17 protein-coding genes are annotated in these 20,226 nt (G+C 55.2%); 5 read left to right on the top strand and 12 right to left on the bottom strand.

What is annotated here, in order from left to right:
• Window positions 1–26: 26 nt before the first annotated feature.
• Window positions 27–1,124 carry a nucleoside hydrolase gene (locus tag D5366_RS07685; protein ID WP_373317501.1) on the top strand — a complete coding sequence of 366 codons (1,098 nt, stop codon included), beginning with the start codon at window positions 27–29 and terminating at the stop codon, window positions 1,122–1,124.
• Between the two features lie 23 nt (window positions 1,125–1,147).
• Window positions 1,148–1,561 carry a DUF1489 family protein gene (locus D5366_RS07680; RefSeq protein WP_141492975.1) on the top strand — a complete coding sequence of 138 codons (414 nt, stop codon included), beginning with the start codon at window positions 1,148–1,150 and terminating at the stop codon, window positions 1,559–1,561.
• On the opposite strand, the gene D5366_RS07675 is transcribed toward D5366_RS07680, so the two are convergent.
• From D5366_RS07675 to rimP, 10 genes are all read right to left on the bottom strand, one after another.
• The gene (locus tag D5366_RS07675; protein ID WP_141492974.1) at window positions 1,538–3,538 is read right to left on the bottom strand and encodes an FUSC family protein; all 2,001 of its coding nucleotides are present in this window, start codon (window positions 3,536–3,538) and stop codon (window positions 1,538–1,540) included. The two genes, D5366_RS07680 and D5366_RS07675, sit on opposite strands and share 24 nt — an antisense overlap.
• Before the next feature lie 4 nt (window positions 3,539–3,542).
• The gene (locus D5366_RS07670; protein ID WP_141492973.1) at window positions 3,543–4,961 is read right to left on the bottom strand and encodes an NAD(P)H-dependent flavin oxidoreductase; all 1,419 of its coding nucleotides are present in this window, start codon (window positions 4,959–4,961) and stop codon (window positions 3,543–3,545) included.
• 85 nt (window positions 4,962–5,046) lie between these two features.
• Window positions 5,047–7,197 carry a polyribonucleotide nucleotidyltransferase gene (gene pnp, locus D5366_RS07665; RefSeq protein WP_141492972.1) on the bottom strand — a complete coding sequence of 717 codons (2,151 nt, stop codon included), beginning with the start codon at window positions 7,195–7,197 and terminating at the stop codon, window positions 5,047–5,049.
• Between the two features lie 205 nt (window positions 7,198–7,402).
• A complete protein-coding gene (gene rpsO / locus D5366_RS07660) occupies window positions 7,403–7,672 on the bottom strand; it encodes a 30S ribosomal protein S15 (RefSeq protein ID WP_141492971.1) in 270 nt (89 codons plus the stop codon).
• Window positions 7,656–8,633, bottom strand: a complete 978-nt coding sequence (gene truB, locus D5366_RS07655; RefSeq protein WP_141492970.1) for a tRNA pseudouridine(55) synthase TruB — start codon at window positions 8,631–8,633, stop codon at window positions 7,656–7,658. The genes rpsO and truB overlap by 17 nt, the downstream gene beginning before the upstream one ends.
• An 11-nt stretch (window positions 8,634–8,644) precedes the next feature.
• A complete protein-coding gene (gene rbfA, locus D5366_RS07650; protein WP_141493898.1) occupies window positions 8,645–9,043 on the bottom strand; it encodes a 30S ribosome-binding factor RbfA in 399 nt (132 codons plus the stop codon).
• 14 nt (window positions 9,044–9,057) lie between these two features.
• Window positions 9,058–11,844: a translation initiation factor IF-2 gene (infB, locus tag D5366_RS07645; RefSeq protein ID WP_141492969.1), complete on the bottom strand. Its 2,787-nt coding sequence runs from the start codon at window positions 11,842–11,844 to the stop codon at window positions 9,058–9,060.
• Window positions 11,841–12,575: an RNA-binding protein gene (locus tag D5366_RS07640; protein ID WP_240775213.1), complete on the bottom strand. Its 735-nt coding sequence runs from the start codon at window positions 12,573–12,575 to the stop codon at window positions 11,841–11,843. Before D5366_RS07640 ends, infB begins: the two co-directional genes overlap by 4 nt.
• The gene (gene nusA, locus D5366_RS07635; protein ID WP_141492968.1) at window positions 12,526–14,085 is read right to left on the bottom strand and encodes a transcription termination factor NusA; all 1,560 of its coding nucleotides are present in this window, start codon (window positions 14,083–14,085) and stop codon (window positions 12,526–12,528) included. Before nusA ends, D5366_RS07640 begins: the two co-directional genes overlap by 50 nt.
• Before the next feature lie 37 nt (window positions 14,086–14,122).
• Window positions 14,123–14,746 carry a ribosome maturation factor RimP gene (gene rimP / locus D5366_RS07630; protein ID WP_141493896.1) on the bottom strand — a complete coding sequence of 208 codons (624 nt, stop codon included), beginning with the start codon at window positions 14,744–14,746 and terminating at the stop codon, window positions 14,123–14,125.
• A 257-nt stretch (window positions 14,747–15,003) separates the two neighbouring features.
• On the opposite strand from rimP, the gene D5366_RS07625 reads away from it, so the two are divergent.
• The 3 genes from D5366_RS07625 to D5366_RS07615 are packed head-to-tail and all read left to right on the top strand — an operon-like array spanning window position 15,004 to window position 17,767.
• Window positions 15,004–15,579, top strand: a complete 576-nt coding sequence (locus D5366_RS07625; protein WP_141492967.1) for a hypothetical protein — start codon at window positions 15,004–15,006, stop codon at window positions 15,577–15,579.
• Between the two features lie 14 nt (window positions 15,580–15,593).
• On the top strand, window positions 15,594–16,874 hold the full coding sequence (locus tag D5366_RS07620) for an AAA family ATPase (protein ID WP_141492966.1): 1,281 nt from the start codon (window positions 15,594–15,596) through the stop codon (window positions 16,872–16,874).
• A gap of 29 nt (window positions 16,875–16,903) precedes the next feature.
• Window positions 16,904–17,767, top strand: a complete 864-nt coding sequence (locus D5366_RS07615; RefSeq protein WP_205839578.1) for a hypothetical protein — start codon at window positions 16,904–16,906, stop codon at window positions 17,765–17,767.
• 82 nt (window positions 17,768–17,849) lie between these two features.
• On the opposite strand, the gene D5366_RS07610 is transcribed toward D5366_RS07615, so the two are convergent.
• Together D5366_RS07610 and D5366_RS07605 are read right to left on the bottom strand one after the other, a co-directional pair.
• Complete coding sequence (locus tag D5366_RS07610; protein WP_141492965.1) at window positions 17,850–19,421, bottom strand: ABC transporter substrate-binding protein/permease; 1,572 nt, start codon at window positions 19,419–19,421, stop codon at window positions 17,850–17,852.
• The gene (locus tag D5366_RS07605) at window positions 19,418–20,179 is read right to left on the bottom strand and encodes an amino acid ABC transporter ATP-binding protein (protein ID WP_141492964.1); all 762 of its coding nucleotides are present in this window, start codon (window positions 20,177–20,179) and stop codon (window positions 19,418–19,420) included. Before D5366_RS07605 ends, D5366_RS07610 begins: the two co-directional genes overlap by 4 nt.
• Window positions 20,180–20,226 lie beyond the last annotated feature (47 nt).

Here is a 20,226-nt window from a genome sequence, read left to right as displayed (position 1 = left end):
TATCAAGTTGTTTTAGGAATATAACCTTGCTCCGTTTTCGCTCTTTAGCCTCTTTGACAGCCCTCCTAGCATTATACACCGCAGCACCATCCCCGCTGCATGCGGCAGATACCGCGCCACAGTATTTTATCGAAGACAATGACTGGCTCGGCCCAGGCGGTTCTGACATCCAATCCGTTATCCCACTTCTAAACCGCCCCAATGTTTCAGTTCTCGGCTTAACGGTCGTTATGGGTGATGATTGGGAAAACGCTGAATCAGCGCATATTCGCCGCTTCCTCGAAATTGCCCACCAAACGCAAATTCCAGTGTCAGAAGGCGCTACCCTACCCCTCGTCAACAGCGTTGAAGCGACCCGCCTGCGCGAACAACAATTCGGTACTATTCCTTGGAAAGGCGCTTGGGGTGGCCTTGGCAGCATTGACCATACACCGGCAACGCAACCCGCTCTCGGCCACTTGGCTGAAGGCACACCACACATCCCAGCGGACCCCACACACGCAGCTGAATTCCTGATCAAGGCCGTTCACGCTCACCCACATCAGGTGACCATCGTTGCAGCAGGCCCTCTCACCAATCTTGCGCTGGCCATCCGCATGGACCCGACCTTTGCCAGCACAGCCAAGCAATTGGTCTTCATGGGTGGGTTGCTTGATGCCAGCATGACATCCGTGACCGGCAATGCGGATTTTGCATCCGACTTCAACATGATTACGGACCCAGAAGCCGCCCACATCACCCTGACCGCACCTTGGGCTTCCATCACTTGCGTCGGCAATGTCTCTAACGACATCATGATGACGCCCGCGCTGATGAACCGTATGGACGCAAAGCACACGCCCGCTACGGACTACCTGAAGCAATATTTCTCTCCACTCCCGCTTTGGGATGAGCTCACATCAGCCATTGCGGTAGAGCCAAACCTGGTCTCGAAGTCCGTCGATGCATACATGGACATCAACACCGCGCCCGGCATGGATTACGGTCACGCCCATGTCTGGCCAGACAGCACAGCCCCAAAAAAGATGGGCCTCAACAAGGTCCACATTGTTCTCTCGGTTGACACAGAGCGTTTTCTCAACGAATTCGTAGCGCAAACGCAAAACTCAATGGGTCAGCACTGACCCATTTAACGAATGGTCGCTCCATGCTGCATATGATCAAACTTGCCGTTGGCTGCCCTACGATCGATGCACTGAAGGAGCGGATGAAGTCACCACGCTTCAGGGGCTATGGTGCGATTACAACACGCACCATGCCCAAGCGAGCCGATGAAATTTTAGACGGCGGCTCGCTCTACCGCGTTCTAAATGGGCTCATATTATGCCGCCAACCCATCGTTGGCCTTGAACCTTATGAACGCCAAGACGGCTCAACCGGGACTCTTATCCTCGTCAGTGACGATATCATCCCCGTACAAGCCCGAGCCATGCGGCCCTTTCAGGGCTGGCGGTACCTTAAGGCGGAAGATGCTCCGGCAGACTTGGGTGCCATCTCTGACGGGATCGCTGAACTGCCCCCGAGGCTGCACCGTATCTTAAGCGAGCTGGCCCTCTGCTAAATCCTCAGCATCATTCTGCTCGACACACCACTGCCGGGCAGCAAGCGCTGCTGTTACACGGCCTGTCTCAATTTCTGCTGTAATCGGCCCTAAAGCGGCCCCCTCACTCAGGCAGTCTGCCTGCTCAGTCCAATAGGCTGCCCAATCATGGTAGCCTTTGCACAACCCTGACGAAATATCGAAACGAAGCAGGGTGACTTCCCCGCTCAACAAACGGATTTCCCTTAACAAACCATGGGCTGTAGCGTGTTCTTTGCCAATAAAAGACGTCCCGCCCAGTAATGGCAAAGCACCCCGTGCAAACTCAGCCCGGGTCGTCGCAATACCAGCCTGACGTTGAAAACGGTCAATCTCCGCGTCTGACTTTCCGCCCAAAACTGCTGCTAGATAACGCAAATTGCTAATGACTGACTGTCTGAGCAAGCCACTCATATCTTGCATTCCGCGCTGAGGGAAAAGCGCAAAAGCACAAACAACCCCGACCACACTGCCCAAAGTATTATCAACAACACGCAGCCATTCTATGCCCGAGGCAGGCATCGTCATTTCCGTGACTAGAATAAACTGTGCGGTCAAAAACAACACGAGCATCGTGTAGTTTACAGCCCGCATAGCAATCGCCCCGATGACGAACAGGGCATCAGCCACCATCATTTCCGGCGCAGCCGGCAAAAACGGCCGCGCGAGCAATACTAAAGCACCGCCACCAATCGTCCCTATAATACGCTCAATTGCACGCACCAGTGTCGTGTGGCCCGAAGGCTGAACAACCAACACAACAGCCACAAGAGCCCAGAACCCATATTCCAATCCGAGCCAACGCGTTGCCAGATGCGTCACCACCAAAGCCACAGAGACACGAAACGCATGCCGCCAGTGGACCTGCGTTAAACGATTATCACTTTTGACAGCCTCTGCTTCCAAAGACGGATGCGCGTTCCGTAACAAACCGCGTGCGATAGTTCCTAATGTCCGGGCACTCTCTGCAACCAGCCCGCCTATGGGGCCACTATCGGAACGAACCTCACCCGCCAAATTTTGAGAGTGCTGGGACAGCGCCTCGCAATCCGGCTCAGGGTCCATAACCTGCTCGCCTGCTTCCTGACACAAGGCAGACAGAGCAGCCAGCATGCCGCGTGCTTCAAAATCCATACCGCGCTTTTGCGCCAAATGCTCAACAGCAAGCATCGCGGTAAATAATCTTTCCGCCCCGGTTAAAGACGCAACCAAACGCCCGCGCAACACCTCGCTGCCATGGCCGGAATCAATCTGGAGCGTAACGCCCCGTGCTCTCTCAATTGCTGTACGAACAGTTTGCCGGTGTAGCGTTTCGCGCAAACGGCCGGCCGCCAGTTCGCCGGTCATAACTGCCATTAAACGGTAACACTGGGCCACGGCGCGCCGTGCTGGTGCATATGGGTGTAGTGGCCACAATAAGAGGCACAGAACCATCGCCCAAGCTCCTCCAGCCACATACGCAGCAGAGACTTTAAGCGCCACCAGAGGGTCAGTTGTAGGGAAACCAACCCCAGCAACCATCGTGCAGCCAAGAAGCGCGCAAAGCAGCGCGGTAGAAGCAGTGAATACCCGCCCTAAGCCAACGCCAAGGCCAGCGAGCGCCAGCCATAACAATATTACCCAGAATGGGGCAGCAGCGACCAAAACCGTAGCGCCCGCCAAGACCGCACCGATAAAGGTCAGGCCTGCCAGAACCCTTAATTCTTCCCGGCGTGTCCCGCCCGGCTCCAGCAAGCAACACCAGAATGCGGCGAACGACGCCCAAATTAACGTCGTATCGTGCCACACCAAAGCGGGTAACAATGCCAGAACAGTTGCCGCTGCGGCACGCCCACCTTCCGTCGGAGCAATCTGCTCCGGGCTCAGTGGGACGGAATGACGCGCAAGCCAGTGTGATAAGGCCATGAAGGGACTGGTTCGTGTCAGCTCGGCCCGTGGAACCCCATCCCTCCATGCCATAGTGCTACTTACCCGTAACTATCCGTTCAACAAGCTGACCAACCGTTGGAATAAATCCATTCGAATAGAACGGATCCGAACCAAAACGCCAAGCCGTTGTACCACCAAACATGAGGTTGTTATCAACTACGCTATCCGCGCTTTCATCGTCAGGTGTATGGGCAATGGTCTGCAACGACTTTTGAATACAGAACGAACGAGGATCGGCCTTCTGGCCATTCGTAAATGGCTCGCGCTGCATCCAATTCGAAAAGCGGCAAGCGGACAAACAGCCCATGCATGCAACCTGATCCGCCAAAATAGTACGCGCATTTTCGGGCGTTACGAAGACAAGAGTCTCATCGGGTGTCGGCAGTGGTTTTGTGTAACCTGCTGCTTCCCATGCCGCGATCTTCGCACGATCCTCAGCAGAGACGAACATCTCACGACGCCGCGCTCCCATCTCATACACAGTATCATGCGCTTCATCCGCCGTGCCACGTACGGAAACTTGGCGTTCTGAACGCGCACGGAGGTCTTGCATGAAGCTGTTATTTACAGCAGAGGAGTAAAAACCCGTCGGAGAGAAGCGGTTTAGATAAACGTCACCTTGCTTCAAACCTTGCAGACGGCGCTTCCATGCCGCCGGAATAGGGCTTTCCTGCGTCAATAATGGGCGCGTACCAAACTGGAATGCTATCGGCCCAAGCTCAGGGTTACCAATCCAGTCTTCCCATTCTTCAAGATGCCAGACACCACCTGCCATGATGATAGGCACATGACCGAGGCCATAACGCTCCATCACTTTGCGCAGTTCAATCACGCGCGGCAGCGGATCTTCAGGCTTCAAAGGATCTTCGCTGTTCGAAAGACCGTTATGCCCACCGGCACGCCACGGATCTTCGTACACCACCCCACCAAGCAATTCCGATGTCTTGCTGAAAGAGCGGCGCCATAATGCATTGAACGCACGCCCTGATGAGACAATTGGATAATAGGGGACGTTGAATTTCGCCGCGATGTCGGAAAGGCGATAGGGCATACCGGCGCCACAGGTCACGCCATGAATCATACCGGGAACAGCTTCTAAAATACCCGTGATGACTTCTTCAGCACCGCCCATTTCCCAAAGGATATTCGCGTGGATACGCCCCTTCCCACCAGAAATTTCATGCGCAATCTTTGCTTGGGCAATACCACCGTCAATACCGTAACGGATAAGCTCAAGCTGGCGCTCACGGCGTGTACGCGCGTGATAAACTTGGGGAATAGGGTTACCCTGCTCATCATAGCTGTCTGCGTTCACTGCAGAAAGGGTGCCAATGCCGCCCGCAGCAGCCCAATGCCCTGCAGATACACCGGTCGAGACAGCTACGCCCTTGCCCCCTTCGACCAAGGGTAAAACGTCTTGGCCACCAAAGTTGAGGGTGTCAATCGACTTCATGGGGACTCAATGTCTCCGATACACAAAAAAACAGGGAGCGGGGTTCATAATCCCCCGCCCCCTCAATCATCATCCGAAACGGAGCTTACTCAGCATCACGACGGGGCGGACGTGCAGGCTTGGAGCCTACGCTTTCCGTGATATCGGCACCGGTTTGCTGATCAACAACCCGCATGGACAATTTTACCTTGCCACGATCGTCGAAGCCAACAACCTTGACCTTCACAGCATCACCCTGCTTAACGACGTCAGTCGTCTTCGCTACGCGGCCCTGTGCCAGTTCAGAAATGTGAACCAGACCATCACGTGGACCAAGGAAGTTCACGAACGCACCGAAATCAGCAGCCTTAACGACCTTACCGTCGTAGATACGGCCGATTTCTGGCTCAGCTACGATACCCTCGATGCGAGAGATCGCCTTTTGTGCCTGTTCGTCATTTGACGCAGCGATGGTGATGACACCGTCATCATTGATGTCCACCTTGGCACCAGAGAACTCAACAATCTCACGGATGACCTTACCGCCGGAACCGATCACGTCGCGGATCTTTTCCTTAGGAATGTTCAGGGTCGTGATTTTTGGCGCATTGTTGGAAACGTCAGAGCGACCTTCCGTCAGTGCCTTTGCCATCTCACCCAGAATGTGGATACGGCCTTCACGTGCCTGCTCCAAAGCGATCTTCATGATTTCTGGCGTGATGGACGTGATTTTGATGTCCATCTGCAGAGCGGTAACACCCTCTGACGTACCAGCTACCTTGAAGTCCATATCCCCGAGGTGGTCTTCGTCACCGAGAATATCAGACAGAACAGCAAAACCGCGCTCTTCTTTGATCAAGCCCATTGCGATACCGGCAACAGGTCGTGGCAGCGGAACGCCTGCATCCATAAGCGCCAGCGATGAACCACAAACCGTCGCCATCGATGAGGAACCGTTGCTCTCCGTAATTTCGGAGACAACACGCATCGTGTACGGGAACTGTTCCTTGGTCGGCAGCAATGGGTGCAGTGCACGCCATGCCAGCTTGCCGTGGCCAATTTCACGACGACCCGGGCTACCCATACGGCCACACTCACCAACGGAGTATGGAGGGAAGTTGTAGTGCAGCATGAAGTTCGAGCGGTATTCGCCTTCGAGGGCGTCAATCACCTGCTCGTCCTGGCCGGTACCAAGTGTCGCTACGACAAGCGCCTGCGTCTCACCGCGTGTGAACAGCGAAGAACCGTGTGCACGGGGCAGGATGCCAACTTCTGACAGAATAGGACGGACTGTCTTAAGATCACGGCCATCGATACGCTGGCCCGTCTTCAGAATTGAGCCACGCACAACATGAGCTTCAAGCTCTTTGAGCAGAGGCTTCGCGAGAGCAAGATCATGACCTTCTTCTTCCAGAAGCTCATTGATCTTCGCTTTAGCTTCAGCGACCTTCTGGTAACGAGCCTGCTTGACGCGCTCTTTGTACGCTTCCGCAATCAGCTTGTTGCCAACTTTGTCGATCCGCTTGCGAAGAGCAATTTCTTCCTTGCTCGGCGCAGGCAAATCCCAAGGCGCTTTCGCAGCGTGCTCAGCAAGATCAATGATCGCATCGATAACAGCTTGGAAAGACGTGTGGCCGAGCGTAACCGCTTCGAGCATAAGCTCTTCTGACAGTTCGCTTGCCTCTGATTCAACCATCAGAACGCCTTCAGACGTACCTGCTACCATCAGATCCAGCGAGCTGTTTTTCACATCAGCCAATGATGGGTTTACAACCAGTTCACCGTCTATCAGGCCAATACGTGCTGCCGCGATAGGGCCAAAGAAAGGTATGCCAGACAGCGTCAACGCAGCAGAGCAACCAATCATGGACACGAGCGCAGGGTCGTTTTCCATGTCGTGGCTCAGAACCGTCGCCGTGATCTGAACTTCGTTACGGAAGTTATCTGGGAATAACGGGCGGATCGGACGGTCGATCAGACGTGCGGTTAGGACTTCCGCTTCTGAAGGGCGACCTTCACGCTTAAAGAAGCCACCAGGAATCTTGCCGGCCGCGTAGGCTTTCTCTTGGTAGTTGACCGTGAGAGGGAAGAAATCTTGGCCCGGGTTTACGCTTTTGGCACCAACAGCCGTACAAAGCACAACTGTATCACCATAAGTGACCATGACAGCGCCGTCTGCTTGACGGGCAATCTTGCCGGTTTCAAGGATTAGCGGGCGGCCTGCCCACTCAATTTCCTTACGGAAGTAATCGAACATTTCGTTCTCCTGTCTCAGGTATCAACACCATCATTGGACGACCGGCAGGTGGCGGAGCAGCGTTTCGGACGGCATGGCGGTGGTGGCGGAAACATCCCGGCACGACACCATGTGGCCTGAAACGCCGGTCGCGCACCCGCACCGCCAAGCGGCCCGGATGGCGCAACGGGTTGGATCGTAGCAAAACGATCCAACCTTTGCAGAATTAGCGGCGCAGGCCGAGGCGCTCAATCACAGCTTGGTAACGAGCTTGATCCTTGCGCTTCAGGTAGTCCAGCATGCCACGACGCTGGCCGACAAGCATCAGAAGACCACGACGTGAGTGGAAGTCCTTCTTGTGGGTCTTCAAGTGTTCCGTCAGGTTAACGATACGTTCTGTCAGCAGTGCAACCTGCACTTCTGGTGAACCTGTATCGGTTTCGCTCTGACGGTATTCAGCGATAAGTGCCGTGCGGCGTTCAGCAGTAATCGACATCGTGTTCTCCAAAGAATTCGTGGTTTTCTAGCATACGCACCGCTCTCAACCGTCCATCGCGGATCTGGCAAAGACCGAGCACGTGCTCTCCGATCATCGCGCGCCACACAAGATCACTCCCGTGCAACTGCACCGGCATAGGATACGTGAGCATCATAGGGTCCAATGATTGACCCCAGACCAGTATCTTTCCTTCTGCTTCGGTAACGGCCAGCGCCGGGATGTCGACCAGCGCGGTCGCTGCCTCCAGCAAAGGAACCGGAAGAGCATCGGCCTTGTCCACAGTTTGAGTCGATTTGTCCAGTGCTATCTCATCAATCTTGTAAGCATGGCTCAAATCAAAGGGCCCGCAGCGCGTCCGGCGCAGCACGGAAATATGCCCAACTGTCCCGCATGCCAGCGCAATATCACGAGCCAAGGAGCGCATATAAACGCCTTTGCCAGACTGCACTTCAAAAACAGCCGTGTTGGCATCAGGCCGGTCAACAAGTGTTATGGAATCGATGCGCGCCGGTCGCGGCGGCAAGTCAGGCGGACGCCCCTCGCGGGCCATATCATAGGCCCTGCGCCCCTGCACTCGCAGGGCGGAGAATACAGGCGGAACCTGCATCACATTTCCCGTGAGCGCTGGCAGAACAGCCCGAATCGCATCATCCGTGGGACGATGGGAAGAGGTGGCAAGAACCTCCCCTTCACGATCATCCGTGGTACGACTCTCGCCTATATCCAGCGTAAACTGATAGCGTTTGGTAGCATCCATAATATACGGGATAGTCCGCGTCGCTTTGCCGAACGCTATCGGCAAAACACCAGATGCCAAAGGGTCCAATGTCCCGCCATGACCTGCTTTACGCGCTCCGAAACCCCACCGCAGGCGGTTAACCATATCCGTTGAGGTCGGCCCGAGGGGCTTATCGAGAATAAGCCACCCGTCAATATCACGTCCACGTCTCTTGGACATGTTTTAGAACCTTACTTGTCTTCCAGATCGCGGCGAACTTCAGGAGAACGTAAGATTTCGTTCAAGCCCATCGCATAATCGAGTGCTGTATCAGGCTGAAAATGAATTTCAGGCACGATACGCAAGCGCAGCGTTTTAGATAACGCTTTGCGCAAATAAGGCGCTGCCCTCTTGAGGGCAGGCAAAACTGCATCAATGTCAGTCCGCCCCAAACGAGCCACAAAAGCCGTGGCGTGACGGAAGTCCGGAGAAATCCGGACCTCCGTTACAGTAACCTGAACGTCGAGCAGTTCTGGGTCACGAAATTCCGTGCGCGCAAAAACGTCTGAAAGGACGCGTCGCACTTCTTCCGATACCCGAAGCTGGCGAGTGCTGGGGCCATCAGCAGCAACGCCAGCTGGCCCCTTCATGTCATGACGTGAACTCAAGCTGGGATCACTTCCATTTCATAGCATTCAACGACATCGCCTTCGCGCAGGTCATTAAAGCCCGCGAAGGAAAGACCGCACTCGTAGCCACGTGCAACTTCCTTGACATCATCCTTGAAGCGCTTGAGCTGGCTGAGATCACCTTGGTGGATCACAACGTTCTCACGCAACAGGCGGACGCCACAACCGCGCTTGACCTGACCTTCGGTGACATAGCAACCAGCCACCTTGCCTGTCTTGGTGATGTTGAAGACCTGACGGATCTCCGCATAACCCAAGAACTTCTCGCGGTGCTTCGGTGCAACCTTACCCTTGACCAGTTGCTCAACATCATCAGAAACCTGATAGATGATTGAGTAATAGCGGATATCAACGTTCTCACGCTGCGCCAATTCACGAGCCTGCGTCGTTGCACGAACATTGAACGCAACGATGATTGCGTCGGACGCCTTGGCGAGCTGGATGTCGCTTTCCGTAATCTGGCCAACGCTTGCGTTTACCACACGGACCGCAACTTCTTCGTGCTCCAGCTTTTGAACTGTTGCAGAAATCGCTTCAGCAGAACCCTGAACATCAGCCTTGATCAGCAGCGCAACTTGCTTCTGAACACCAGCCTGAATACGTGCCAGCATTTGATCCAGCGTACCACGAGCAGCAACCTGAACTGCAGCAGCCTTTTCTTTGATCTTACGCTGACGGAATTCGCTGATTTCACGTGCACGTGTATCGTTTTCAACGACCACGAACGCTTCGCCAGCACCCGGCACACCTGTCAGACCCAGCACTTCGACGGGCACGGAAGGACCAGCTTCTTTTAGCTGACGTCCGCGGTCATCCAGCACTGCACGGACACGTCCCCATTCCGCACCAGCGACAACGATGTCACCACGCTTCAGAGTACCCTTCTGCACCAGAACCGATGCAACAGGCCCGCGTCCACGATCAAGACGGCTTTCAATGACCGCACCCTCTGCTACGCGCTCTGGGTTCGCTCTCAGATCCAGCATTTCTGCTTGCAGCAGAATCGCCTCTTCCAGCTTATCCAGACCTGTACGCTTCAAGGCTGACACTTCGACGTCCTGCGTTTCACCGCTCATTGCTTCAACGACGATTTCGTATTTTAGCAGTTCTTGGCGAACGCGATCCGGGTTGGCACCAGGCTTGTCGATCTTATTGATCGCTACGATCAGCGGCGCGTCGGCAGCTTTCGCATGCTTAATCGCTTCGATCGTCTGTGGCATGACACCGTCATCTGCCGCAACGACGAGCACAACAATGTCTGTGACAGACGCGCCGCGTGCACGCATTGAGGTGAAGGCTTCATGGCCCGGAGTATCCAAGAAGGTAATTTTCTTACCTGATGGTACCTGAACCTGATACGCACCGATGTGCTGCGTGATACCACCGGCTTCGCCTGCGGCAACGTCGGTCGTACGCAGAGCGTCAAGCAACGATGTTTTACCGTGGTCGACATGGCCCATGATCGTCACGACTGGTGCACGTGGCGCCAAATCTTCTGGACGATCATCTACGCCTTCGATTCCGATTTCAACGTCGCTTTCGGAAACGCGCTTCACACGGTGACCGAATTCTTCAACCACCAACTCAGCTGTATCAGCATCAATGCTTTGCGCTGCCGTCGCCATCACACCCATCTTCATGAGTGATTTAATGACTTCACCCTGACGGGAGGCCATACGGTTCGCCAGCTCAGCGACGGTAATCGTCTCTGGGACAATAACGTCACGCACAACACGAACCTGGTCTGCACGCAGACGCTCAAGCTCAGCCTGACGACGCTCACGATCACGCTGACGACGAACGGACGCTAGTGAACGCGTCTTGCCGTCATCACCATCGATCGCTGCACGCACGTCGATACGGCCGCTGCGGCGTGCTCCACCACCTGCGCTTGCTCCCTTCTTGGGAGAAGAGGAAGAAGTCGAACGGCGGGCCGATGCACCACCGCCGGCACTACCCTTACGGGCTGGACGACGTTCTTCTTCAGGACCTGCAGCGGCGGCCGCTGCGTTATTCCGAAGGTGCAGTGTTTCCGCACGATTGTTGTTGCTCGTGGCGTTATTTGCGGCTGGAGCTGGACGTGCCTTCTGCACTGGACGAGCTGGCATAATTGCACGCTCAGCCAGTGGACGCAGGCGCTCTGTCGGCGCAGCCAATTGTACGCCGCCGGTCAGATGCGCACGCGGGTCCAGAGGAGCGCGGCGGGCCGCCTCGTCTGCTTCGCGCTGTGCACGCTCGGCCTCGCGGCGCTCAGCCTCTTCAGCAGCTGCTTGAGCTGCTTCTGCATCACGCACCTGCGCTTCAGCGGAAGCCTGACGCTCCGCTGCTTCTGCGGCCTCGCGCTCTGCTTGCAGGCGCTTCTCTTCGTCAGCTTTGCGCTGAGCCTCTGCCGCAGACATGATCTGAATTTTTTCAGCTTCGCGTCGCGCAGCTTCATCTGCCGCAGCTTTACGCTGTGCTTCCAAAACGCGCTGGCGTGTCGCCAATTCAGCCGCCGTCAGAGCACGGCCGCCTGTTGCACCGCGTGCACCGCGTGCACCGCCACCCGGGCCACCAGATGGACGCTTTGGCTTACGCACTTCGACCTGCACTACTTTGGAGCGGCCATGACTGAAGCTTTGACGTACCGACCCAGCATCGACCGTACGGCCAACGTCCTTCCGCCCAGCGGGGCGTAGGGACAGCCGTGCCGATTTATTCTGCTCTCCACCCTGGGTAGGGGTCTGCTTTTCGTCCTGGTTGCGCTCGTTGCCGTCGCTCATAGTTCTGCCTGTTCCTCACTGCCCCCATCAGGGCCTGGAGGCAGCAAACCCGCTACCCCCGAAAATCTCTCATGCTCGGCAACCAAACGCTGCGCCAACGCACCTTGCGTCAACACTACGTAGACTGCCCGCTCCCGTCCGAATGCCGAAGTTAAGACCCCATCCGGGACCACAACCATCGGTACATCACGCCGCCCCGACATCAATCGGGCGCATTCGTCGGGGCTACCCGTCTGTGACCGAACGACCAGCGCTGCCTTGCCGGAAACCAACCATTCCCGGCACTTTTGAAAACCACAGACCGCTTGCCCTGCCCGACGCGCCAAACTAACGCAGTCGGTCATACGGCGGACCAACCCTGCTTCCACAAGATCGGCCAACCCTTCAGGAACGGTAACCTGAGCCTTCGCAGCCCGGGCGAATGCCTGTCGTATGCGTGGGCTATCTATCACATCCCGCCGCGCACTCAACCACATTCCTCGTCCCGGAAGGCGTCCCGCCAAATCAGGGAACACCTTCTGGTCCGGCCCCACGACAAAGCGTACCATTGCCGTAGGTGCCTTCACTTCCCGTGTAACAAGGCAACGACGCTCTGAAAGGGGCTTTTTACGGCCCTTTTCTAGCGAGACATCGTCGACACCCTCGTCACATTCAAAGGCAGTGCCATCAATATCGGTTAACTCAGACGTCGCCCGACTCCTCGTGCTTTTCTTCTTCAGACGTTGCATCATTGCCCGAAGATTCGCCCTCGAACCAATGTGCTCGAGCCGCCATGATTACCTCATTGGCCGTCTCTTCATCCATCGAATCGCTACCAAGAATTTCAACAAGCTCATCACCTGCCAAATCCCCGAGATCATCCAATGTTTTGACGCCCTTTTCACCAAGCGTCACGAGCATTTGGTTACTGAATACGCCAAGGTCAACCACTTGGTCTGTCACGCCAAGAGCTTTACGCTTGTCATCAAGCTCCTGCTCTTTGCTTGCCAGATAATCGTTGGCACGGTTCATCAGCTCTTCAGCTACACTCTCATCGAAGCCTTCGATGTCATGCAGGTCTGCGGGCTCCGCGTAAGCTAATTCTTCAATGCTATGATAGCCTTCCGTTACCAGAAGACCAGCAATAACATCGTCCACATCAAGCGACTCGACAAACAAACCGCTACGCTTACGGAACTCTTCTTGGCGGCGCTCAGACTCTTCAGCCTCAGTCAGAATATCAATATCCCAACGCGTCAGCTGGCTCGCCAAACGTACATTCTGACCACGTCGACCGATCGCCAAAGACAGCTGCTCGTCCGGCACCACGACTTCAACGCGACCAGCTTCCTCGTCCATCACCACTTTGCTGACTTCAGCAGGGGCCAGCGCGTTAACCACGAATGTCGCGGCTTCGGGGCTCCAAGGGATAATGTCGATCTTTTCGCCCTGCAGCTCAGCAACAACCGCCTGCACACGTGAACCACGCATACCAACGCACGCACCGACTGGATCAATAGCAGCATCTCGGGAGATGACAGCCATTTTCGCACGGGAACCCGGATCACGCGCTACAGCCTTGATTTCAATGATGCCGTCGTAAATTTCAGGCACTTCTTGAGCGAAAAGCTTAGCTAGGAACGCAGGGTGCGTACGTGACAGGAAGATCTGCGGACCGCGGGTTTCGTCACGAACGTCGTAGATATAAGCACGAACGCGTTCAGAGTTACGGAAAGACTCACGGGGAATCAGCTCATCACGACGAAGCAATGCTTCAGTGCTGCCAATCTCAACCATGAGGTTACCGTATTCCGTACGCTTAACCGTACCGTTAACGACTTCACCTACACGATCCTTAAACTCGTCATACTGGCGCTTGCGCTCGTATTCACGTACGCGCTGAACAATGACCTGCTTTGCGGTTTGCGCAGCGATACGTCCGAAATCGATTGGCGGCAGCGGGTCGACCAGATGCTCACCAATGTTGATTTCTGGCTGGAATTTACGCGCGATGTGAACCGGTATCTGCGTATCTTCATTCTCGACCTGCTCGACAACTTCTGTCCAGCGGCTCAAACGAACTTCGCCGGTTTTCCGGTCGATTGTCGCACGAATATCTTTTTCGTGGCCATATTTCGCGCGGCCAGCCTTCTGGATGGCCTGCTCCATCGCCTCCAGCACCTCGTCACGATCGATATTTTTCTCGCGCGAGACCGCATCCGCCACCAGAAGCAGTTCAGGGCGGGTCACAGATGTGTCCATTAGTTAGGACCTCCAACCAGCATGAAACAGGTCATCATCAGTTCTTCCCTACGGTGTTTTTGTCGGCTGCCTTGCGACCAGAGCCTTTTTTACCCGGTTTGCCGGGGTTTAGCTTGGGCACGCGGCGTGCTTCACCTTCATCAGACGCAGTCTGGTCGATGCCCGAAAGTGCCGCACTTGCTTCAATTAAAGCATCGGTCAGCACCAGACGAGCCTTGCGGATGTCCGCCAAAGGCAGAGCCGCTTCGTTGCCGTCATCAAGACGGATCAGGCCTGCGCCATCGCGCGTGCCCATCACCACACCTGAAAAACGACGCCGCCCGTCAATAGGCACATCAACCTCGGCTTTAACCAGATGGCCCGCAAACCGATCCCAATCCTTCAAGCGCGTAAGTGGACGGTCAATCCCGGCAGAAGATACTTCAAGCATCCACGCCCCCGGAATCGGATCATCCACGTCCAACACTGCGCCGACGGCGTGGCTGATTTGTTCACAATCATCCACGGAAATGAGGCTGCCATCAGCACGGTCAGCCATGACTTGCACGGTTGGAGTCTCGCGCCCGAGCACCGAAAGGCGCACGAGTTCATACCCCAGATCCGCCAAGGTAGGCGCAATCCGTGCCGCAATACGAGCCTCAAGCCCGCCTAAATGCGGCATCTCCGGATAGGCCGGAGCGTCATCAGAAAAAGTATCGTGATCTGCCAAAACAAAAAAGGCGGCCCGTAAAGGCCACCCCCCGAAAAAAGAGCGGAAGATGAAAGGAATACTTGTTTCATTAAGACAGGCGGCCCGTAAACGCAAGCATTGATATCTTCCCTCTCCAGCACCTCAGGAACGCTCAGAAAGAATAGTTTACATTTCCCTACAGAGCTAAAGCTTGCGTTCTGCGTTAATGCGAGGTGAGATACTAAATTATGACATTGCCTCCTCCTCGGCCCGAACTTCAAAAGGCGCGCCCGCAAGCATCCAGTAACACTGGCCCCATCGCGCTGTGCCTTTTAACCGTTTTTGCACTTGGAGGCGGCTTTTACGCCTACACCCAAGGGCTATTGCCTGCTTCCCCTGCAAAAATGGCAGATACTCCCAAGCCTCTGCCTGCTGCTGCACAGTTATCCATGTTGTCTTTAAACGATGCCCCAAAAGCGCTGGCAGCATCGCATTTTGATTCGGCAACCCGTGCAAAAATAATGGCATCGCTCCAGCGGGGCGATATACGCCTCGCCCAGCTTCCTCTGCTGGATGCTGCGGGCGTACCCGGACAAGTGGTGGATGTTACAAGCGCCGGCATAACCCAGCGTGTCGTTCTGAGCGCGTCTTTTCAACCTGTTGTACTACCCATCACGACAGCTGGCGCGGTGAGCATTACCCCGGTTACGGCACCTCATAATGCTCTTCTCTCAATTATTGCCTTAACAGCCCTCGGCCCCGAGGCGCTCCCTACCCTGACCGGTCTGAACCAAGCCATTGAGCTTGGCGTTATCGTCCAGTGACAAGGTAGCATTTGATGTTCCGTTCTCTTATTCCGACGCTTAACCGGGCCATGCCATTAATGATGGCAGTGTTCCTCGTGCTAGCCGTAATACAGGTATGCGTAATGCTGCATCTATCGCTGGATGGATTGCGACATGCCTTTGAATGGCTACGCCCCGCCTTTCCTTACGCAGCTGGGCTGGGCACATTGCTCACTCTTTCCGGTCTTTTATACGAAACTTCTGCCGAATCACTCGCCCGCCGTGGTCTTCGGCGCAGGAAAGGCTTTCTCATGGACGTCCTCAGCCGCCTAACTAACCGTGGGGCCCTCGAAGAACTGATGGCCCGCGAACAACGTGAAACCGTGATAGATGCTGAAGAACTGGCTGCATCTTTGCGTGCCCGCGTCATCGGGCAAGACCGCGTTTGTGAAGACGTCGCTCAGCAACTGCGCCGTCGCCTTGCGCTTCAAGTTCGCGGAAAGCCCGTCGGCGTTTTCCTTTTGGCTGGCCCTCCAGGTACCGGCAAAACCTACCTCGCCAAGCAAATTGCCAAACAGACTGACCGGCCTTTGCAGCATTACGACATGACGCAAATGTCCAGCCCTCATGCCGCGACACTCCTTTTCGGTTCGCCACGCGGATATGTCGGGTCCGACACTTTTGGTGCCCTGACCGGTGGCTTGAAAGAAGCACCAGATGCCGTCGTCCTGCTTGATGAAATTGAAAAAGCGCACCCAGACGTCTTTAAAAAGTTCCTCACAGCGTGGAATGACGGCCACATCACGGAAGCGTCTACCGGTGAGCAGGTCTCTACAACCCGAGCGATCTTTATTCTGACATCGAACATCGCAACGGACGCCCTGACAGAAATTGCAGAGCGCTACGAAAACGAACCTGATCGCATGAGAGCCGAATCTGTCGAGGCACTAAAGCGTGCAGGTTTCGCCCCAGAAGTCCTCAACCGCCTTGACCGTATTTTTGTTTTCCGCGCACTGCACGGCTTGGATCTCGCCCGCGTGGCAGCTCTTGAGATTGAAACAATGATCGAAAGCTACGGCCTGCACGTCGAAACAGGCGGCATCGATCCAACACTTCTGTTCCAATTGTTACAAAAGCAGAAAAACCTCGGTACCGGCGCCAGTGCGCGTGATCTCGTCCGCTCGATTGAAGATATGATCAGCGAAAGCCTCATTGTTGCGCGCCAGCAAGGTGCAAAAATGGTGCGCCTAACCAGCAATGGCCAAAACGTCACAGCCGAAATCAGCCGCGATGCCGACCTTCAGCTCGGACGATCTTCAGCACATAATCCTTAAAACACGATCACTGAAGTAATGAGATTATTGTGACAGCTCTCGTACGCCTTTGGAAACGTGCCCCTCTCTGGCGGACAGCCTTTTTATTGGGAGGGGCATGCGCTGGCTTGACGGCATTCTTTCCTACCCAAGCGCTCAAACACAGAGCACCTTGGCTGCCAGGGCACGCGCCCAACGCCCAAGGCACAGCTGCGCAGGGGGCTGCTCCAGCCCCCGATGATTCAGGCAAGCTCGGCCTGCCTGATCCTAACATTCTTCAAACCGGCAGCATCCACATTGCCGGCCATACAATCCCGCTGCCTGCCGGGGACTGGCACCCCATTCTGACAGGCCAAACGGGGCCAAGGGGCGAATTGTCGGAACAGTTTCTCGCACGAATGGACCGTGGCGTTATCACCGGGATCGTTATTGTTCGCGCTACTCAAATTCCAATTCCGACCTCCGCCGTCCTAAACTTGGATGCCCCCTGTCATGACGACCGGAACTACTTCGCACAGATAAGTGAGAAAGCAGCCCCTACTGGTCTTCCAGTCGAGGAATGCACGTTCACTTCAAGCGCATTGCCGCAAGGCGCCGCCTCAGGCGAGCAATCTTTTGACCAAGCCGCCTTTGCGCGCCTCAATACGCTCGCTTATCCCATTCCGCCCATCATGATAAATATTGGCTGGTTCCACGTAGCGGCCGTGCAAGGCTCTCAAAGCGTTCAGGCCGAAAGCGTCACCACACTTCTTGCTCCTGTTGAGCCCGTTACAAATCAGGTCATTGCCCCCTTGAAGCTTGGGCCAAAGGTAATCTGTCCCACTTTCCAGCGGCCAAAACGTTCGTCGCGGACACAAATGCTTGGGCCAAAGTCTGGACCCGCCTTTTGTGGAAAGGGTTTAGCGGCAACTTGACGGAGAGTGACCTCCGCCCAGAAGCTGTGAGCGACCCCGCCAGCCCCGGGCGCCACCGCCCCTAACTTTTCAGGTGCGACCTTCAGTGTGGGCGGCCAGATCCGCTGCCCATACTGCGCCCCATTCGCCGCTCAGCTATTCGGGCCAGCCTAACAAAAGGCAGCCCCAAGAGCAGATACGCAGCCCCAACCATCAAGCCTGTGCCGAAATAATCATAATACGTCGCCGAGAGACGGACATAGGCCTGGCTCAATTCGCTCAAAGTGATGACCGAGACCAGCGAGCTGTCTTTTAACAACGAGATGAAATCATTCGTCATCACCGGCACGACCGTGCGGAAGGCTTGAGGTACGACAACCAACCGCAATGCTTGGAAATGCGTCATATTCAACGCAACCGCTGCTTCACTTTGACCCTTTGGAACGGATAGAAGGCCGGCCCGGTAGTTTTCAGCTTCGTAGGCCGCGTAATTCAAACCGAGCGACAGCACACCCGCCACGAAGGGAGAGAGGCGTATGCCGATAATTGGCAGCCCGTAAAAAATGAAAAGAACCTGAATCAGCAACGGCGTGCCACGGATAATTTCGACATATAGCCCGGCAAGCGTTCTTAGCACCCAACCACCATAATGGCGTGCCAAAGCCAAACTAACCCCAAGCACAACCGCCAAGACCATAGCCAATGCCGAAACGGCCAGAGTCATTAATGCAGCACGGCCTATCAATGGTAAGAAATTTACGTAGCGCTTAACAAGCACATACCACCCATGACCGGTGGTTGCCTCCATTGCATCTCGGTAGCGTTGCCACTCCGTTGGCGCGATATCCGGCTGGGTGTGGTCACCTGTGAACTCTGCCATAGCAGGAGTCCACAAATTCCATCTCGCCAGAATTTTGTGCAGCGTTCCATCGCGGGTCATGGCATCTAAAGCTGCATCAACCCGGCCGCATAACTGGTCCTCTCCCTTACGAAACGCAATTCCGTAAGATGTATGACCAACTGGCTGGCCTACAATCTCCATATCGTCAGAGATTGTGCCGTAATAAAGAGCAATCGGCTCGTCCAGCAGGATCGCATCAAGCCTACCGTTGCGCAAATCCGCAAAGGCATTTGTTTCTTCGACGTATGAGCGGATAGCGATATGCCCATCAAGGCGCAAAATCCGTTCGGCCGATGTTTCTTTAATCGTCCCGACGGTCCGCCCCTGCAACTCCCCTACTGTGAGTGGCGGGTGCGCCATCGATTTGCGGACCACAATACGGTTACTGGTTATGTAGTAAGGATGGGAGAAGAGAACTGCCGCTTTATGCTCCGGCGTCATTTCTATGCCATCCACGACCATCGCATATAAACCGCGCGATAGTCCGGGTATCAAACCATCCCAGTCATTTTGAATGAAGCGTGATTTCAGTCCCATGCGCTCACCGAGAGCAGCAACCAAATCGTACTCAAACCCTGTTATGCGCGCTTCTTCGGCGGGGTCATGGAATGTGTACGGAACATTTGCTTCCCCGTCTGAGGACCAGGGCAAATCCGTTGGGTTCAGCGCTCCGGGTACCACACCCTGCGACGCAGTCTCTGCTGCGTGTACCTGCTGAACCGAAAAAGCCACAACACACAGGCACATGCCCAAGAACGTTAGAAAGCGATTCATCCTATCAAGGTCCGCAGGAAACGGCGCGTACGTCCGTCTTGTGGGTTGGCAAACATCAGGTCAGGATCTCCACTTTCCACGATCTCCCCCCCCTCAAAATACAACACTCGGTCAGACGCTGCTTGCGCAAAGCGCATGTCATGCGTGACAATCAGTTGCGTCATGCCTTCTTCATCAAGGGCGCGCATGACCGTCAAAACTTCTTCTGATAATTCCGGGTCCAAGGCCGAAGTAGGCTCGTCATACAACATAACGGAAGGCTTCATCGCCAAGGCTCGCGCTATGGCCGCGCGCTGCTTTTGCCCACCAGAAAGACTATCGGGGAAACGCTGCATGGCATGCGCCAACCCAACTTTTTCCAGTAATTCTTTCGCAATGCTTTCTGCGGCATCGGGCGCCATACGCTTTACATGCACAGGGGCCATCATGACGTTATCCAGCACTGTGCGGTGCGGAAAAAGATTAAACGACTGAAAGACCATACCTACATGTTGGCGTAGCTTATGCGCTTGGGCCTCGTTGTTTCGCGTCCAGTGCCCGCCAGTACACGCGACTGACACATTCTCAATGTGAACAGAACCCGCATCAGGATGCTCCAAGAAATTCAAACAACGTAGAAACGTTGACTTCCCACACCCTGAAGGTCCGATGATGGAAATGAGTTCGCCGCGCTCCACATCCAGCGAAATTCCTTTGAGAATCGGGCTTCCACCAAAAGATTTGGTGATGTCACTCGCCCGAAGTACGAGATCAGTCAGTTTTCGGGCCCCTTATCAAAAACAGTGCAGCACGTGACGCGAGTGTC

It is taken from the genome of Neokomagataea tanensis (assembly GCF_006542335.1).
Lineage (GTDB): Bacteria > Pseudomonadota > Alphaproteobacteria > Acetobacterales > Acetobacteraceae > Gluconobacter > Gluconobacter tanensis.
Note: the sequence above shows the minus strand (reverse complement) of the source record. Positions and strands in the feature narration are given on the sequence as shown.